We start from the raw sequence: 15,290 nt of genomic DNA, 5'->3' as shown, positions 1-15,290 counted from the left end.
GCGATCCGGATATCTTCCTCAACCGTGCGCAACGCGGCGGATATCGCCGGGACGAACCAGCGGCGCTTCGGCTTCGGCGGCCACGCCCAGCATATGCTGTTGCGCCGCGACCAAGGGCATCGGGCGGCTGAACAGATAGCCCTGCCCATAGGTGACGCCCAGATCGCGCAGCACCGCATTCTCCTCGGGCAGCTCGACGCCTTCGGCGACGATGCTGGCGTTCACCCGCCCGGCAAAGCCGACCATCGCGCTGGCCAGCGCGCGACGCGCCGGATCGAGATGGATGCCGCGGACAAGGCTCATGTCGAGCTTGAGGATATCGGGTTCGAGCGAGATGATGTGGCGAAGGCTGGAATAGCCCGCGCCGAAATCGTCGATGGCGATGCGGCCATAGCGGCGCAGCTCGAGCAATGCGTCGCGCAGCGCCTGATAGTCCTCCACGCCCGAATGCTCGGTGACTTCGAGCACCAGATTGGACCGTCCAGCCGCCTCCAGCATCGGGCCGAGCTTCCCCGACAGCGCCGTTTCGGGCGAGACGTTGATCGAGACATAGTGATCGGCCGGCGCATAGGCCGCCCCGGCAAGCGCGTTGCGGATCGCCGCCAGCTCCAGCTCGGTGCCCATGCCGACTTCGAAGGCTTCGTCGAACCACTCGTTGGGCGGACGCTTGCTGGCATCGGTGAAGCGGGCCAGCGCCTCGCAGCCCGCGCTGCGGCCGGTGTCGAGCCGGTGGATCGGCTGGAGGAAGATCGCGGGCTGGCCTGAGTCGATCGCATTCTGGATGCGGTCGATCATCACCTGACGGCGCGCGTCGGCGTCGCGATCACGCTCGATCTGCTCCATCGCCAGATCGGCGAAGACGCGCATGGTGTTGAGATCGCGCTGGGTCAGCGTGGTATCGACCGCGCGGCTGAGGCAGCAGAAGCTGCCATAGATGCTGCCGTCCTTGTAGCGCAGCGGAACGTTCAGATGCGCGCCGACCGGCAGTGCGTTGACGATCGGCACCGAAGCGGCGAGCTCATATTGGCGCGCGTCGTGGATCAGCTCGGGCAGGCGGCCCTGAAGGACATAATAGCAGAAGCTCTGTTCCAGCGGTTCGCGGTCGCCGGGCGCGGCGGGGAGCTGGAGGTCGGAACTGATATGGGTGAACTCGCGCTCATCGCCGACGTAACGCGAGGTGTAGGCGATCTCCATGCCGAGATGGAGCCGCACCGCTTCGAGGATCGCATCGATCTGGGAGCGGCCCTGCGGTCCGCTGGCGACGTCGGCCGTGCTCAGAAATTCGGCTAATGGACTGGCGCTCATGCGAATTTCCTCCCCGCAACTCCGCACCGGTCTGGGCGGAAAGCAGTTGCGAAAGGATGAAGCTAGGGGAATCTACCTAAATCGGGGCCGTAACGCTTCCCTTACGTGAGCGCGCTATGGCGAAACGATGGGCAATATCGCCGCCAGTTCCGCGACCCCGACAAGCCAGCGCCATTACGGGTTGGACTGGCTGCGCATTGCCGCGTTCGCCCTGCTGATCTTCTACCATATCGGCATGGCCTTCGCGCCGTGGCAGTGGGTGATCCACACCGCCTATCGCTTTCCCGAACTGATCGTACCGATGGCGCTGGTGACGCCGTGGCGGCTGCCCTTGCTGTTCGCGGTCTCGGGCTATGCCTCGCGCGCCTTGTTCGTGAAGTCGGGCGGCGCGGGGCCGTTCGCGCGATCACGGGTCAAGCGCCTGCTGATACCGCTCGGCTTCGGCATGGCCGTGCTGGTGCCGCTGGAGATGTGGGTGCTGGTGATGGAGGGCGGCTACACCGGCTCGTACCTCCACTTCTGGACCAGCGACTATTGGCGCTGGGGCGAATATTACGGCCGCGAGTTTCCCAGCTGGGAGCATCTGTGGTTCGTCGCCTATCTGGCGGCCTATACCTTCCTGCTGGCCGCGGCGCTGGCGTGGCGCGGCGCGCTGGTCATGCGTGCGTTCGATGCCGCCGCGGCCTGGCTCGGCCAGGGCTATCGCATCCTGTGGGCACCAATGCTGGTGCTGGTCGGGCTGAAGCTGGCCTTGCTGTTCGTCGTGCCCGAGCGGCAGGGACTGCTGCGCGACTGGTCCGGGCATGCGCAGTTCCTGCCGATCTTTATCGCGGGTTTCGTGCTGGGCGGGGCGCCGTCGCTATGGCCGGCGATCGCGCGGGTGTGGAAGCCGGCGCTGCTGCTGGCCGCCATTGCCGGAGCGATCGACGTCACCATGGAGCTGACCTATCCCGGCGCGACGCCGATCGGGCATGGCGCGATGGCGATCGACCGGGCGGCGCGGATCGCGATGGGATGGGGCATGATCCTGCCGCTGTTCCATATCGCCCAGACCTGGTGGAACCGCGACCATCCGTGGCGCGCGACTTTGGCCGAGGCGGTGTTCCCCTTCTACCTGATCCATCATCCGGTGATCGTGCTGCTCGCTTGGTACAGCCTGCCGCTGAACCTGAGCGCAGGCGCCGAGTTCGTGCTGCTGCTGAGCGGCACCGCGGCAGCCTGCCTCGCCTTCTACCTGATCGGGCGCGACATATCGTGGCTGCGGCCGTTCATCGGCCTGTCGTCAAAGCCCCTCTCGAAACCTGCGACTGCCGCGCAGCTGGGTCCCGCTCGCTAGGGTCACGGAGAAGTCACCACTGCGGTCGGTCTCGACCGCGCGGACCGCGGCGCGGCGGACGAGGCGGCCCCGATGGATGCGCGCAAAGCCGGGTCCCAACTGGTCTTGCAACGCCGCCAGCGTGCAGCGATGCAGTAGGGTCCGCGGGCCCCAGGCGATCTCGACATAATTGCCGGCCGATGCCGCCCAATCGATCTCGTCCACCGGCACCCGGTGCGTGATGCTGCCATCGGGCACTTCCAGCACCGCATCGACGCGCAGCTCGGGCAAGGGGCGGGACAATAGCCATTGACCGAAGCCGACAAACGCCAGTCCCATCGCATAAGTCGCGACGTCCTTGCGATATTCGTAGAGCAACCCCATCGGCCAGTCGTCGAACGCATAGCTCTCGCCGCCCGCCGCGTAGATCAGCTTGCGTAGCGCCACCATCGCCAGCACATGCGCCAGCGAGACCGGCACCGTCGCGAGCGCGTGGAACAGCACAGCCATGCCCCAGGAACAGCGCGGCGGCCGCAGCCGCGCCGTCAACCACCACAGCATCGGGATCAGCGCGAGCCAAACCGCGACGCTGGTCAACTGCCAGGTCCATACATGCACACGCGTCTCGGCCACGCCCAGCTTGGCCATGTCCTCGATCGTCGATTCGACATTGGCGACCGACTGGATCGCGATGAAGGCAATGCCTGCGGCGATCAGCCACAGCAGGTGCCGGCGGCGCAGCGCATCGTCGCTCGCCCCGCCTCGCCCGCCATTCGTCCCTGCCGCCCGTTCCGCCATCCCGCGCCCGCCGCCGCTCCTCCCTCTTCGATAGAGGCAGCGCGGGCCGCCCGCTAGCCATCGCCGCAATCGGCAATGGGAGCGATCGGATGGACCGGCATTACGGGATGGACTGGCTGCGGATCGGCGCGTTCGCGCTGCTGATCCTCTATCATATCGGCATGTTCTTCGTGCCATGGGACTGGCACGTGAAGACCGCACAGCCGCTCGACTGGGTGGCGGTGCCGATGCTGGCGGCGAATGCGTGGCGGCTGCCCTTGCTGTTCGTCGTCGCGGGCTATGCCAGCGCGGCGCTGTTCGGGCGGGAGAGCGTGCGGGCATTCATCGTCTCGCGCGCGGCACGGCTGCTGGTCCCGCTCGTGTTCGCGATGATCTTCCTGATCCCGGTCCAGCCCTGGATCGAACTGATGTTCAAGCATGGCTATACCCATGGCTATACGCATTTCTGGACGACCGACTATTTCCGCTTCGCCGCGATCTACGGGATCGTCGTGCCGACGTGGCAGCATCTGTGGTTCGTCGTCTATCTGTGGGTCTATACGATGCTGGCGGTGGCGATCCTGGCGCTGACCCCGGCGCGCGCGCAGGAAAGCTTCGCGCGCTTCATCGACGATCTGCTGAGCGGGCCGGGACTGCTGATCGTGCCGATCGCCTGGCTGGGCGTGCACATGGCAATCAGCGGAACCGACGCGAAGGAGACCCATGCGCTGGTCGACGACATGGTCGCGCACCGCATGTATTTCCCGGCATTCGTCTTCGGCTTCTTCCTGCGCGACGCGCCGGGGACATGGGGTGCGATCCGCTGCTGGTGGAAGGTCGCGGCGGTCATCGCGCTGGCTGCCTATGCCGTCGTCGCGGGGATCGAGATCGCATGGCCGGGCAATAGCCGCGCGCCCATCGAATTGGCGATCCTGTTCCGCGGCGCGCGGCTGGTGCAGGGCTGGTGCACGGTGGTGGCGCTGATCGGGATCGCCGACCGCTACTGGAACCGCGACCATGAATGGCGGCCGATGCTGACCGAGGCGGTGTTCCCCTTCTACATCATCCATCAGTCGATCATCGTGCTGGCGGGATGGTGGCTGCTGCCCTTCGCGCTGTCGCCGGGCGTGGAGTTCGCAATCCTCGTCGCCGCAACCGTTGCGGGATGCTGGGCATTCTATCTGACTGGCCGCGAAGTCCCGTTACTTCGTCCGCTGATCGGGCTGCGGCTGGCACGGAGCAAGCGATCTGCTAAGGCAGCCGCGCAACCCATGGGAGTGCCGTGATGCGCCTCTTCCTGTTTCTGCTCGGAGCCTTGCTGATGACGTCCCCCGCAAATGCGCAGGAGCGCCCCAAATGGACCCTGGTGATCCATGGCGGCGCCGGGATCATCGAGAAGAGCCGGGTTACGCCCGAACAGGAAGCCGGGGTCCGCACGGGACTCGAGGCTGCGCTGGAGGCGGGCAGCAAGGTGCTGGCCAATGGCGGCAGCGCGCTCGACGCGGTGCAGGCGGCGGTTCAGGTTCTGGAAGACGATCCGCATTTCAACGCCGGACGCGGCGCGGTGTTCACCTGGGACGGGATCAACGAGCTGGACAGCTCGATCATGGACGGCCGCACCCGCGCCGCCGGATCGATCGCGGGTTCGACCACCACGAGGCATCCCGTAGCGCTCGCCCGCGCGGTGATGGAGCATAGCCCCCACGTCATGCTGAGCGGCGCAGGCGCGGACCAGTTTGCGCGCGAACAGGGGCTGGAGCAGGTCGAGAATAGCTGGTTCGGCACGCCCGAGCGCCGCCGCCAGCTCGACGAACTCAAGGCGCGCCAGGCGAACTGGTTCGATGTCGATTTGAAGTACGGCACGGTCGGCGCGGTCGCGATGGACAGTCAGGGCAATGTCGCCGCCGCCACTTCGACCGGCGGGCTGACCGGCAAACGCTGGGGCCGGATCGGCGACTCCCCGATCATCGGCGCCGGCACCTATGCCGACAATCGCGCCTGTGCGGTCTCGGCCACCGGCGCCGGCGAATATTTCATCCGCGAAGGCGTGGCACACGAGATCTGCGCACGCGTCCGCTTCAAGGGCGAGACGCTGAAGCAGGCGGCCGACACGGTGATGGCCGAGACCCGCGAGCTGGGCGGCACCGGCGGCGTGATCGTCACCGGCCCGACCGGCGAGATGGCGTGGAGCTTCAACACGCCCGGCATGTACCGCGGCAAGGCCTCGTCCAATGGCGAGCGCGTGGTCGAGTTCTACGGCGAGCAGTGAGCCGCCGCTGAAACGCAACGGAAACGCGTCGCGGCTTTCGCGGCGCAGAAGAGGAGAGTAGCGGGAATCGCATGATTCGCGCCCTTCTCCCGCTGTTCGCAGCACTTGTCGCCCTGCTCCCCACCCCGGCCTTCGCCTATTGGGAATATGGGCACGAGACGGTCGCGCAGATCGCCTATCGCAATGTGACGCCCGAGACGCGGGCCGAGATCGCGCGGATGCTCGCGCGCTCGTCGATGCTCGACACGCCCGAATGCCCGGCGCGTACTGTCGAGGAAGCCAGCGTATGGGCGGACTGCATCAAGAAGCTGGGCGCGCGCTTCAGCTATGCGAGTTCGTGGCACTATCAGAACGTCAATGTCTGCAAGCCGTTCGACCTGAAGAGCGCGTGCCGCGACGGCAATTGCGTGTCGGCGCAGATCGATCGCGACGTGAAGCTGCTCAAGGACCCCAAGGTGCCGTTGCGCGAACGCATTCAGGCGCTGGCCTTCCTGATCCATTTCGTCGGCGATGTGCACATGCCGCTGCATGCCGGGGATCATGACGATCTGGGCGGCAACCGCGTCCGCGCCGCATACGGCCTCTACGCGCCAGAGCGGCTGAACCTGCACAGCATCTGGGACGGCTGGCTGGCCGAGCGCGCCATCTCGACCCCGCCTTCGCTGATCCGCCTCTACACGCCCGCCGAGCGCGCCGCGATCAATGGCGGGACGGTGGAGGACTGGAGCCGCGAAAGCTGGGCCATCGCCCGCGACGTCACCTATGCGAGCGCTCTGGGCGGCGATCCGTGCGGCCCGATCCCGCAGCGCGTGAGGCTGGACGACGCCACGATCGAGAAGCTGGTCGAGCCTTCGCGGCTACAAGTGATCCGCGGTGGCCTGCGCCTTGCCCGGTTGCTGGACGAGACGCTGGGCTAGCCGCCCCAGCGCCAGCGCCACTCGCCATCGGTCTTCGCCCGGCACAGCAGGAGGAAGCCGAGGACCAGCGGCACCAGCAGGGCGAAACGGATCATGCCCAGCCCCTGCGCATAGCTGCCGATCAGCACCGCCGACGCGATCAGCGCGAACGTCGCTGCCCAGCCCTGCCACGTCACCGGGGTCGCGCCCCAGCCATAGCGTTTGGGCCGGAACCAGTAGCCGGGCCGCGCGCGATACCATTCGCGCATCTCGCGCACGCTCACAGGAACATCACCCCGGCGCCGATCCCGATCATCGCGACCGCAATCGCCGCCAGCAGCTTCACGCGCTCGGGCTTCGCATGGACCGTCATGAACATCATCACTTTCCTCCTTCCGGTTTCTCGGGTTCCGACAGGCGATAGGCGGTGACGACGAAGACCAGCGTCAACGCGGCAATCACCACTGGCCAGACCCAGAGCAGCGCCCTGGGCGCGGACTTGACCACATTGGCGAGCAGCAGCACGATCCCGGCATAGAGCGCGGTGATCAGCCAGCCCTGCCAGCGGCGCGGGCGGATCGAGATCAGCCATCCCCTGCCGCGGCGGACGAACCATGCATCCTCATTCATCGCTGTTCCCCCTTTCCGCGGTCGGCTTCAGCCCTTCGCGTAATTTTCGAGATAGCCGCAGCGGGTGCAGCGCCAGCTCTGGATCTCGTGCGTCACCCGCTTGCCCAGCTTCACCCCGAACCAGCCCTTGACCGGCGAGCCTTCGACCCAGCTGCTGACCGTCTTCATCCCCTGCGTTTCGGCGAGCACGAAGCCCTGGGTCATCGATCCCTGGCATTTGGGGCATGCATTCGAACGCATCTCATTCCTCCTTCGATGCGGCGTCCTTGGGCGGCCGTCCGCGCTTGGCGCGCACCGGGTCGCTCAGCTTCACGCCGCGCTTGCCCAGCGCCTCGCGCAGCAGGCATTCGACCTGGGCGTTGACGCTGCGCAGATCGGTCGCCGCCGACCGCTCGATCGCCGCGTAGAGCGCGGGATCGAGGCGGAGCGGAAACGCCTTTTTGGGGGGAGCCGACACCTGTCCCGCCTTACTGGTAGAGCGACCCGGCGTTGACGATCGGCTGGGTGTCGCGCTCGCCGCACAGCACCACCATCAGGTTCGAGACCATCGCCGCGCGGCGCTCGTCGTCGAGCTCGACCACATTCTTCTCGCTGAGCATCGACAGCGCCATCTCGACCATGCCGACCGCGCCTTCGACAAGCGTCTGGCGCGCCGCGACCACGGCTTGCGCCTGCTGGCGGCGAAGCATCGCCCCGGCGATTTCCTGCGCATAGGCCAGATGGGTGAAGCCGCATTCGTCGACGGTGATGCCCGCCACCTTCAGCCGCTCGATCAGTTCGAGGCGAAGCTCGCCGCCGACCTGATCGTGATTGCCGCGCAGCGTCACTTCCTGATGCTCGAAATCGTCATAGGGATAGCGCGAGCCGATGGTGCGGACCGCAGCCTCGATCTGGACGTTCACGAACGCCTTGTAATCGTCGACGTCGAACAGCGCCTGCGCCGAGTCCGTCACGCGCCACACCACCTGCGCCGCCATCTCGATCGGATTGCCGCGCAGATCGTTGACCTTGATCCGCTCGGAAATGATGTTGTTGGCGCGCACCGACAGCTTCTTCTTGATCATCCACGGCCAGGTCCAGCGCAGGCCGGTGGTGCGATCGGTGCCCTTATAGTCGCCGAACAGGGTGATCACGACCGCCTGGTTGGGCTGCAGCAGATAGAAGCCGACCGAGACGAAGGTGAGCACCAGGATCGCCGGGATCATCACCCAGGGCGCCCAGTCCTGTTCCCCGACATAGACCGCCGAAAAGGGGATCGCGGCCAGCGCGATCAGCATCACGGCGAGCATGCCGTAACCGCTGGTGGTGCTGGCGGAACTTTCGCTGCTCTGCCTGAGCGCAGGTGCGCCGCCCTGGATATCCGTCATCATAACCTCCCGTAATTATGATATCGTATTTATATCGTTCCGGGCGCGGGTCAAGCGGAATCGCAGGGGGAGGAATGCAGAAACGAAAAGGCCGCCGGAGCGGGTGCTCCGGCGGCCTTCCAGTTGTTCTGACCAAAGGGATCAGTTGACGACGATGGTCACCGCACGGCGGTTCGCCGCCCAGCTCTGCTCGTCCGAGCCGAGCGCGATCGGGCGTTCCTTGCCATAGCTGATCGTGGTGATCCGGCTCGGCGAGACGCCGCGCGCGGCAAGATAGTTCTTCGCAGCGTTCGCACGGCGATCGCCCAGCGCGAGGTTATACTCGCGGGTGCCACGCTCGTCGCAATGACCCTCGAGGGTCACGCGTGCCTGCGGATTGGCCACCAGCCAGCGTGCCTGGCTGTCGAGGATCGAACGCGCCTCGGGATCCAGGTCATACTGGTCGAGCCCGAAATGCACGGTGTCGCTGGCAACTTCGCGCTTGAAGCGATCGTTGAGCGGTCCCGCAATATCGTCGCCATTGCCGCCATTATCGACGACCGGGCCTTCCTCGCTGGGCGGTACCGCCGTCACCGGCGGCTTCTTGGTGCATGCTGAAGTCGCGATCAGCGCGACGCCCAGCACCGCGCTGGTCAGGATCTTGGCCATTTTCGTCTCCTCTTTGGCTATATGGTCAGAAGCCCGTCTTCGGTGGGTATAGCATGATTGCTACAACGTTTCAGGGGCGAATCGGTCCCCAACTGGGATCGGATCCGTCAATCGGGGTCGGAATCCGCCGCGAATGGCCCGCATTGACGTCGACCGACCACAGATCGGGACGTCCCGAACCCTGTGCGGAGCGGAAGAACATCAGCACGCGTCCGTTCGGCGCCCAGCTCGGGCCTTCGTCGCCCCAGCTGTTGGTCAGCAGCTTTTCGCCCTGCCCGTTCGGGCTCATCACGCCGATGCGGAACGCGCCGCCACCCATCCGGGTGAAGGCGATCAGGTCGCCGCGCGGCGACCAGGCCGGGGTGCCATAGGTGCCGCCGCCGAAGCTGATCCGGTTCTGGTTCGAGCCGTCGGCATTCATGATGTAGAGCTGCTGGCGCCCGCCGCGATCGCTCTCGAACACGATCTTGCTGCCATCCGGCGAATAGCTGCCGCCGGTATCGATGCCCGGCGCATTGGTCAGCCGCTGCGGCGTGCCGCCCCCGGCCGAACTGACGCGGTAAAGGTCGACATTGCCGTTCACCGCCATCGAGAACAGCACCCAGCGCCCGTCCGGCGAGAAGCGCGGCGCGAAGTTTAGGTTCACGTTCGACGCGACGAGGTGCGAGCGCCGCGTGCCCATCGTGTAGATGTAGATCGCCGGCTTGCGCTGCTCATAGCTCATATAGACGATGCGGCTCTGGTCCGGCGAGAAGCGCGGCGTCAGCACGATCGTCTGGCCATTGGTCAGGAATCGGTGATTGGCGCCGTCCTGATCCATGATCGCCAGCTGCTTGATGCGGCGGTTCTTGGGGCCGCGCTCGGCAACATAGACGACCTGGCTGTCGAAATAGGGGCCGTCGCCGGTGAGGCGCGAATAGATGGCGTCGGCGCATTTGTGCCCCGCGCGGCGCCACTCGCCGGGCGACACGACAAAGCCTTCGCGGATCAGTTCGCGCTGCGACGCCACGTCATAGACATAGCAGCCCACAGTCAGCGTGCCGTTGCCATTGGCGCGGACATAGCCCTGCACCAGCGCCTGCGAAGCGTACGCGCTCCAGCTGTCGTAATTGGGCGAATTGACTTCCGAATAGGCGATCGGGCGCGCCGCGGTCGGCCCCACCGTCTTGAAGATGCCGGTGTTGCGCAGATCGTCGTCGATCACCTTGGCCAGCTGGCGGCCGAGATCGTCGGTGCTGCCCGCGGGGGTGGAGACCGATGCGTTGGTCGGCATCACCGGGATGATGATCGGCAGCTCGCTGCGCTGGCCGCCGCGCAGATCGATGATCGGGCCTTCGTCGTCGCCCGGCGTGGGCGTCGGGGTGGCGACCGGCGGCGTCTGCGCCTGCGCATGGGCCGCACCGGACAGGGCGAAGAACGCCGCGCCGATTATCATGAGCTTTCGCATCGTCATCTCCACACTTATCGGGTCAACTGGTATCGGAAGGTCAGCCGGTTCCAGCCGTCCTTTACATCATAAAGCTCCGGCGGAAGGCCGCGGAGCGGGGTACAGCCCTTGAAGATCGCCTCCACCGCATCGTCGACGCGGGTGACGTAGCGCTGGTTCGCATCGTTGACGCCTTCATGACGCAGGATGCGGATGCTCTCCAGCGCGCCGGTGGGCTTCAGCCGCAGCTGGACGATCGCGATGATCGATTCGGCTTCGGCCGCGGGGATATTCTGCCGGTCCGCGCAGGGCTGGACCTGACGGAGTACCGCCGAGGTGATGTTCTGCAGCGCCGGGCCGGTCATCGTCGCCTGGGCCTTGCTGCCCTTACCGTCGGTCTTCTCCTCGGCCGGACCCGAGATATCGAGGCCTTCCAGACCGCGCGTGTTGCGGCGGTTGTTCTGGCGCTGGCTGTTGCTCGACGAATTGGTCGACGGACGGTCCGGGCGCGAGCGTTCGCGCGGATCGGGTGCGGGCGCGGGCTTGGGCTTTTCCGGCGCAGGCTTGGCCGGTTCGGGCTTGTCCTCGGGCGGTGCGATCTCGCTATCGTCGGGCTGCACGACTTCGTCGCCCGCCTTGGGCGCAGGCGGTTCGGGACTGGGATCGGGCGCGGCGCTGACCAGCCCGACCTCATCGGTCAGCGACACTTGAATCGGATCGTTGCGCGGCTTGCTTTCATCCTCGCTCGAAGCAGCGAAGAACAGCAATAGCGCCGCCAGACCGACATGACCGACGATCGCGACCGCGAGGCCGCCCCATTCCGAACCGCGGATCAGGTCACCCTCCGCATCACTTCTTGGCGTCCTTGGGCGCGTCGGCACCGGCGGCCTTCGGGGCGCCCGCATTGGCGTCCTTCGACGCAGACGCATCCGCCTTCTTCGAGCTGCTCGAATTGGTGACCAGCGACACGCGGTTCAGCCCGGCGCGGTTCAGCTCGCCCATCACGCGCATCACCTTGCCGTAATCGAGCGCCTGATCGGCACGCAGGAAGATCAGCGGCGGCTTGCCGTCCTCGTTGGGCTGCTTGGCCAGCCGCTCGAGCTCGCTACCCAGCATCGCATCCGCGACCGGCACCGAATCGATATAGACCTGGCCGGTGGCCTCGACGGTGATCTGCACCGGCTTGGCATCCTGCTCCAGCGCCTTGGCCTTGCTCTCCGGCAGGTTCACCGGAACGCCGGCGTTGAGCAGCGGCGCGGTGACCATGAAGATGATCAGCAGCACCAGCATCACGTCGACCAGCGGCGTGACGTTGATTTCCGCCATCGGCGAGCGCCGGCCGCGGCCGCGCTTCGAGGGAAGGTGCATCCCCATCGCGGCTTACGCTTCCAGCTCGAGCCGGCGGCTGAGCGTCGCGTGGAACCCGTCGGCGAAGCGGTTCAGCCGCTGCTCGACGCGATTGATGCGGTGGCTGAACGCATTGTAGGCGATGACCGACGGGATCGCCGCGCCCAGACCGATGGCGGTGGCGAACAGCGCCTCGGCGATGCCCGGCGCCACCACCGCGATCGACGAGCTTTCCGCGCCCGCGATGCCGATGAAGCTGTTCATGATGCCGACCACAGTGCCGAACAGGCCGACGAACGGCGCGACCGCGCCGACGGTGGCGAGGAAGTTCAGCCGGTCCGCCAGCCGGTCGATCTCGTTGGCGATGGTCGCACCCATTGCGGTCGCGAGACGCTCACGCGTGCCTTCGCGGTCGATCGCCTTGCCCGAGGTCGAGCGGCGCCATTCGGTGACGCCCGCCGAGAAGACGCGCGCGATCGGCTGGTCCCGGCCCGCCACGCGGCGGTGGAACTCGTCGATATCGTCGGCCTCGCGATACTCGCCGTCGAACTTCTCGATGGCCTTGCGGACGCTGGCGATCTTGAAGCCGAAGCTGACGATGATCGCCCAGCTCCACAGGCTGGCCAGGAACAGTCCGGCCATCACGACCTTCACGATCCAATGGGCCTGCAGGATCAGGCCGGTAAGCGACATCGGGTCGGCGTTGTTCAGAAAATCCATGTCCGGCTCAATTCCCCTTGCCCACCAGTGGCGCGAATGCCGCCATCCAATCGGACGGCTGACGCCGCGGCCGCCCGGTCGGGGAGACGAACGCCGCCTCGACCTCTGCCTCGGCCACTATGGTATCCCTACGCATGACTCGTTGATGAATATCCACCGAAGCGGCGCGCAAACGCTTCAGGTGGCTGACGACCGTGAGTTCGTCGCCGAGACGGGCCGGCACGCGATATTTGATGGCGAGCGTGGCGATTGCGTAAGCGCCCTCGCCTGCCTCGAACACCGCGCGCTGATCGATCCCGGCAGCCAGCAGCATATCGGAGCGGGCGCGCTCCATGAACCGCAGATAATTGGCGTGATAGACCACACCGGTCAGATCGGTGTCCTCGAAATAGACACGCAGGACAAAATGATGCTCGGGGCCGTGGAAGCGGCCTAGGGCTTGCAGAACGTCCATATGACCTGCCCCTAACGGCGGATCGTTTCGGATGGAAGGCAAACGGGCGTAAAACTCAGTCGAACAGCCCGTCCTGCGCGGTTGCGGGCGGATCGAGGCCCAGATGCTTCCACGCCATGCCGTTGAGGCAGCGCCCGCGCGCGGTCCGCGCGATCATGCCGATCTGGATCAGGTACGGCTCGATCACTTCCTCGATCGTGTCGCGCGGCTCGCTGAGGCCCGCGGCCAGCGTCTCCACGCCCACCGGCCCACCGCGATAGATGTCGGCGATCATCATCAGATAGCGCCGGTCCATCGCATCGAGGCCCAGCGCATCGACTTCGAGCCGGGTCAGCGCCGAATCCGCAACCTTGGCATGAACGGTCGGCTCACCGAGTACGTTGGCGAAATCGCGGACGCGGCGCAGCAGGCGGCCGGCGATGCGCGGGGTGCCGCGCGAGCGTTTCGCGATCTCGCGCGCGCCATCCTCGGCGACATGCAGATCGAGCAGACGCGCGGCGCGGCTGACGACATGTTCCAGTTCGTCGATCGTGTAGAAATTGAGCCGCACCGGGATGCCGAAGCGATCCCGCAGCGGTTGCGTCAGCAGCCCCTGCCGCGTGGTGGCGCCGACCAGCGTGAAGCGCGGCAGATCGATGCGGACGCTGCGCGCCGACGGCCCCTCGCCGATCATCAGGTCCAGCGCACGATCCTCCATCGCCGGATAGAGCACTTCCTCGACTGCCGGATTGAGCCGGTGGATCTCGTCGATGAAGAGGACGTCGCCATCCTCGAGATTGGTCAGCAGCGCCGCGAGATCGCCCGACTTGGCGATGACCGGACCCGAGGTGGCGCGGAACCCGACGCCCATCTCGCGCGCGATGATCTGCGCCAGCGTGGTCTTGCCGAGACCCGGTGGGCCAAAGAAGAGAACATGATCCAGCGCCTCGCCACGCGACTTGGCAGCCTCGACGAACACGCGGAGATTCTCGCGCGCGGCCTTCTGCCCGACGAATTCGTCGAGGGTCTTGGGGCGCAGCGCGGCGTCCATGTCCTCGGCACGGCGCTGGGGGACGATGAGGCGGTCGGTGTCGGTCATGCCCAAACCCCACCGTCATGCTGAACTTGTTTCAGCATCCATTGCGCAACCAGCGACATCAAAGCGGCTCCAGACCAAGCGCCACCGCTAGGTCCACCCATTCCGGATTCTCGCTTTCGATCAGATTGATCTTCCATTGCCGGTGCCAACGCTTGAGCTGTTTCTCGCGCGCGATCGCTTCTTCCATCGTCGCGCAGAACTCGTAGCGAACGAGGCGATGAACTGCATATCGCGCGGTGAAGCCGGGAACCGCGCCAGTTCGATGTTGATACAGGCGCGCGATCAGATCCGAAGTCACGCCGATATAGATCGTACCCAGCCGCTGGCTCGCGAGCAGGTACACGCAGGGCTGTTTGGCCATCGACACCCTCTCCCCTCACCGACGATGCGCGCGGACAGATGGATGCTGAAACAAGTTCAGCATGACGGAAAAGGAAAGGACTCACTTCGCCGCCTTCCGCAGCGCCAGCCGCACCAGCGCGTCCAGCGTCGCGCCCGGGCCCAGTTCATCGTTCGCGGCGCTCACCGCCCCGCTCGCCTCGGCGGGCTTGAAGCCCAGGTTGAGCAGCGCCGACACCGCATCCTTCGCTGCGCCAGCCGTGGGCGCCGCCGCCGCACCAACCCCGCCGGTCGCAATGCCGCCGGCCTTGTCGCGCAATTCGTTAGCGATGCGCTGGGCCAGTTTCGGGCCGACGCCGTTGGCGCGGGCGATCATCGCCGAATCCGCGCGGGCGATGGCGGTCTGGAGCTCCGCAGGCGCGAAGATCGAGAGGATGGCCAGCGCCACCTTGGCCCCTACGCCCTGCACCGAGGTCAGCAGCTTGAACCAGTCGCGCTCCTCGGCGCTGGCAAAGCCCATCAACCGGATCGAATCCTCGCTGACCAGCATCTCGGTATGCACCGTCACCGCTTCGCCAACGGCGCCCAGCGCGTCGAGCGTCTTCGCCGAGGCGCCGACCAGATAGCCCACGCCGTTCACGTCGATCACCGCGTGATCCATGCCGGTCGCGGCGAGCTTGCCATGAAGATGGGCGATCATGACACCGGCTTAACCCCCT

At 66.2% G+C, this 15,290-nt stretch carries 20 protein-coding genes; 4 read left to right on the top strand and 16 right to left on the bottom strand.

What is annotated here, in order from left to right; translation table 11 throughout:
- Nucleotides 1–18: 18 nt before the first annotated feature.
- Nucleotides 19–1,305 carry an EAL domain-containing protein gene (locus P1X14_RS07790; RefSeq protein WP_277314767.1) on the bottom strand — a complete coding sequence of 429 codons (1,287 nt, stop codon included), beginning with the start codon at nucleotides 1,303–1,305 and terminating at the stop codon, nucleotides 19–21.
- 127 nt (nucleotides 1,306–1,432) lie between these two features.
- On the opposite strand from P1X14_RS07790, the gene P1X14_RS07785 reads away from it, so the two are divergent.
- Entirely contained in the window at nucleotides 1,433–2,641 is a 1,209-nt protein-coding gene (locus P1X14_RS07785; protein ID WP_277314766.1) for an acyltransferase family protein, read from the top strand.
- Here the strand turns inward: P1X14_RS07785 and P1X14_RS07780 are convergent.
- Nucleotides 2,588–3,418: a LytTR family DNA-binding domain-containing protein gene (locus P1X14_RS07780; RefSeq protein ID WP_277314765.1), complete on the bottom strand. Its 831-nt coding sequence runs from the start codon at nucleotides 3,416–3,418 to the stop codon at nucleotides 2,588–2,590. The two genes, P1X14_RS07785 and P1X14_RS07780, sit on opposite strands and share 54 nt — an antisense overlap.
- An 89-nt stretch (nucleotides 3,419–3,507) precedes the next feature.
- On the opposite strand from P1X14_RS07780, the gene P1X14_RS07775 reads away from it, so the two are divergent.
- The 3 genes from P1X14_RS07775 to P1X14_RS07765 all read left to right on the top strand — a co-directional run bounded on the left by P1X14_RS07775 (nucleotide 3,508) and on the right by P1X14_RS07765 (nucleotide 6,583).
- The gene (locus P1X14_RS07775) at nucleotides 3,508–4,683 is read left to right on the top strand and encodes an acyltransferase family protein (RefSeq protein WP_277314764.1); all 1,176 of its coding nucleotides are present in this window, start codon (nucleotides 3,508–3,510) and stop codon (nucleotides 4,681–4,683) included.
- A gap of 35 nt (nucleotides 4,684–4,718) precedes the next feature.
- Nucleotides 4,719–5,666: an isoaspartyl peptidase/L-asparaginase gene (locus P1X14_RS07770; protein ID WP_277314763.1), complete on the top strand. Its 948-nt coding sequence runs from the start codon at nucleotides 4,719–4,721 to the stop codon at nucleotides 5,664–5,666.
- 71 nt (nucleotides 5,667–5,737) lie between these two features.
- Nucleotides 5,738–6,583 carry a S1/P1 nuclease gene (locus P1X14_RS07765; RefSeq protein ID WP_277314762.1) on the top strand — a complete coding sequence of 282 codons (846 nt, stop codon included), beginning with the start codon at nucleotides 5,738–5,740 and terminating at the stop codon, nucleotides 6,581–6,583.
- Here P1X14_RS07765 and P1X14_RS07760 read toward each other — a convergent pair.
- The 14 genes from P1X14_RS07760 to ruvA all read right to left on the bottom strand — a co-directional run bounded on the left by P1X14_RS07760 (nucleotide 6,580) and on the right by ruvA (nucleotide 15,271).
- The gene (locus P1X14_RS07760; RefSeq protein WP_277314761.1) at nucleotides 6,580–6,846 is read right to left on the bottom strand and encodes a hypothetical protein; all 267 of its coding nucleotides are present in this window, start codon (nucleotides 6,844–6,846) and stop codon (nucleotides 6,580–6,582) included. The genes P1X14_RS07765 and P1X14_RS07760 overlap by 4 nt on opposite strands.
- A gap of 97 nt (nucleotides 6,847–6,943) precedes the next feature.
- Nucleotides 6,944–7,192 (bottom strand): hypothetical protein, encoded by a 249-nt coding sequence (locus P1X14_RS07755; protein WP_277314760.1) that lies wholly within the window; start codon nucleotides 7,190–7,192, stop codon nucleotides 6,944–6,946.
- 27 nt (nucleotides 7,193–7,219) lie between these two features.
- Nucleotides 7,220–7,432 carry a PF20097 family protein gene (locus P1X14_RS07750; RefSeq protein ID WP_277314759.1) on the bottom strand — a complete coding sequence of 71 codons (213 nt, stop codon included), beginning with the start codon at nucleotides 7,430–7,432 and terminating at the stop codon, nucleotides 7,220–7,222.
- Between the two features lies 1 nt (nucleotide 7,433).
- Complete coding sequence (locus P1X14_RS07745; protein WP_277314758.1) at nucleotides 7,434–7,649, bottom strand: toxin-antitoxin system HicB family antitoxin; 216 nt, start codon at nucleotides 7,647–7,649, stop codon at nucleotides 7,434–7,436.
- A 10-nt stretch (nucleotides 7,650–7,659) separates the two neighbouring features.
- A complete protein-coding gene (locus P1X14_RS07740) occupies nucleotides 7,660–8,559 on the bottom strand; it encodes an SPFH domain-containing protein (RefSeq protein WP_277314757.1) in 900 nt (299 codons plus the stop codon).
- 141 nt (nucleotides 8,560–8,700) lie between these two features.
- Nucleotides 8,701–9,207, bottom strand: a complete 507-nt coding sequence (gene pal / locus P1X14_RS07735) for a peptidoglycan-associated lipoprotein Pal (RefSeq protein ID WP_277314756.1) — start codon at nucleotides 9,205–9,207, stop codon at nucleotides 8,701–8,703.
- A 70-nt stretch (nucleotides 9,208–9,277) separates the two neighbouring features.
- Entirely contained in the window at nucleotides 9,278–10,654 is a 1,377-nt protein-coding gene (tolB, locus tag P1X14_RS07730) for a Tol-Pal system beta propeller repeat protein TolB (protein WP_277314755.1), read from the bottom strand.
- 14 nt (nucleotides 10,655–10,668) lie between these two features.
- Nucleotides 10,669–11,514 carry a hypothetical protein gene (locus tag P1X14_RS07725; protein ID WP_277314754.1) on the bottom strand — a complete coding sequence of 282 codons (846 nt, stop codon included), beginning with the start codon at nucleotides 11,512–11,514 and terminating at the stop codon, nucleotides 10,669–10,671.
- A complete protein-coding gene (tolR, locus tag P1X14_RS07720; protein WP_277314753.1) occupies nucleotides 11,483–12,007 on the bottom strand; it encodes a protein TolR in 525 nt (174 codons plus the stop codon). The genes P1X14_RS07725 and tolR overlap by 32 nt, the downstream gene beginning before the upstream one ends.
- A 6-nt stretch (nucleotides 12,008–12,013) precedes the next feature.
- Complete coding sequence (gene tolQ / locus P1X14_RS07715) at nucleotides 12,014–12,700, bottom strand: protein TolQ (protein WP_277314752.1); 687 nt, start codon at nucleotides 12,698–12,700, stop codon at nucleotides 12,014–12,016.
- A 7-nt stretch (nucleotides 12,701–12,707) separates the two neighbouring features.
- Complete coding sequence (locus P1X14_RS07710; RefSeq protein ID WP_277314751.1) at nucleotides 12,708–13,154, bottom strand: YbgC/FadM family acyl-CoA thioesterase; 447 nt, start codon at nucleotides 13,152–13,154, stop codon at nucleotides 12,708–12,710.
- Between the two features lie 55 nt (nucleotides 13,155–13,209).
- On the bottom strand, nucleotides 13,210–14,232 hold the full coding sequence (ruvB, locus tag P1X14_RS07705; RefSeq protein WP_277314750.1) for a Holliday junction branch migration DNA helicase RuvB: 1,023 nt from the start codon (nucleotides 14,230–14,232) through the stop codon (nucleotides 13,210–13,212).
- 58 nt (nucleotides 14,233–14,290) lie between these two features.
- Nucleotides 14,291–14,593: a GIY-YIG nuclease family protein gene (locus tag P1X14_RS07700; protein WP_277314749.1), complete on the bottom strand. Its 303-nt coding sequence runs from the start codon at nucleotides 14,591–14,593 to the stop codon at nucleotides 14,291–14,293.
- An 81-nt stretch (nucleotides 14,594–14,674) separates the two neighbouring features.
- Nucleotides 14,675–15,271: a Holliday junction branch migration protein RuvA gene (gene ruvA / locus P1X14_RS07695; RefSeq protein ID WP_277314748.1), complete on the bottom strand. Its 597-nt coding sequence runs from the start codon at nucleotides 15,269–15,271 to the stop codon at nucleotides 14,675–14,677.
- Nucleotides 15,272–15,290: the final 19 nt, after the last annotated feature.

This window comes from Sphingomonas sp. AOB5, from assembly GCF_029433115.1.
In the GTDB taxonomy this organism is placed as follows: domain Bacteria; phylum Pseudomonadota; class Alphaproteobacteria; order Sphingomonadales; family Sphingomonadaceae; genus Sphingomonas.
The sequence above is the reverse complement of the archived record's forward strand: the minus strand, read 5'-3'. Positions and strand labels throughout refer to the sequence as shown.

What these genes read in the sequence shown, in the direction of transcription:
- P1X14_RS07790 (WP_277314767.1), bottom strand. Translation starts at nt 1,305, where the DNA reads ATGAGCGCCAGTCCATTAGCCGAATTTCTGAGCACGGCCGACGTCGCC.
- P1X14_RS07785 (WP_277314766.1), top strand. Translation starts at nt 1,433, where the DNA reads ATGGGCAATATCGCCGCCAGTTCCGCGACCCCGACAAGCCAGCGCCAT.
- P1X14_RS07780 (WP_277314765.1), bottom strand. Translation starts at nt 3,418, where the DNA reads ATGGCGGAACGGGCGGCAGGGACGAATGGCGGGCGAGGCGGGGCGAGC.
- P1X14_RS07775 (WP_277314764.1), top strand. Translation starts at nt 3,508, where the DNA reads ATGGACCGGCATTACGGGATGGACTGGCTGCGGATCGGCGCGTTCGCG.
- P1X14_RS07770 (WP_277314763.1), top strand. Translation starts at nt 4,719, where the DNA reads ATGACGTCCCCCGCAAATGCGCAGGAGCGCCCCAAATGGACCCTGGTG.
- P1X14_RS07765 (WP_277314762.1), top strand. Translation starts at nt 5,738, where the DNA reads ATGATTCGCGCCCTTCTCCCGCTGTTCGCAGCACTTGTCGCCCTGCTC.
- P1X14_RS07755 (WP_277314760.1), bottom strand. Translation starts at nt 7,192, where the DNA reads ATGAATGAGGATGCATGGTTCGTCCGCCGCGGCAGGGGATGGCTGATC.
- P1X14_RS07750 (WP_277314759.1), bottom strand. Translation starts at nt 7,432, where the DNA reads ATGCGTTCGAATGCATGCCCCAAATGCCAGGGATCGATGACCCAGGGC.
- P1X14_RS07740 (WP_277314757.1), bottom strand. Translation starts at nt 8,559, where the DNA reads ATGACGGATATCCAGGGCGGCGCACCTGCGCTCAGGCAGAGCAGCGAA.
- pal (WP_277314756.1), bottom strand. Translation starts at nt 9,207, where the DNA reads ATGGCCAAGATCCTGACCAGCGCGGTGCTGGGCGTCGCGCTGATCGCG.
- tolB (WP_277314755.1), bottom strand. Translation starts at nt 10,654, where the DNA reads ATGCGAAAGCTCATGATAATCGGCGCGGCGTTCTTCGCCCTGTCCGGT.
- tolR (WP_277314753.1), bottom strand. Translation starts at nt 12,007, where the DNA reads ATGGGGATGCACCTTCCCTCGAAGCGCGGCCGCGGCCGGCGCTCGCCG.
- tolQ (WP_277314752.1), bottom strand. Translation starts at nt 12,700, where the DNA reads ATGGATTTTCTGAACAACGCCGACCCGATGTCGCTTACCGGCCTGATC.
- P1X14_RS07710 (WP_277314751.1), bottom strand. Translation starts at nt 13,154, where the DNA reads ATGGACGTTCTGCAAGCCCTAGGCCGCTTCCACGGCCCCGAGCATCAT.
- ruvB (WP_277314750.1), bottom strand. Translation starts at nt 14,232, where the DNA reads ATGACCGACACCGACCGCCTCATCGTCCCCCAGCGCCGTGCCGAGGAC.
- P1X14_RS07700 (WP_277314749.1), bottom strand. Translation starts at nt 14,593, where the DNA reads ATGGCCAAACAGCCCTGCGTGTACCTGCTCGCGAGCCAGCGGCTGGGT.
- ruvA (WP_277314748.1), bottom strand. Translation starts at nt 15,271, where the DNA reads ATGATCGCCCATCTTCATGGCAAGCTCGCCGCGACCGGCATGGATCAC.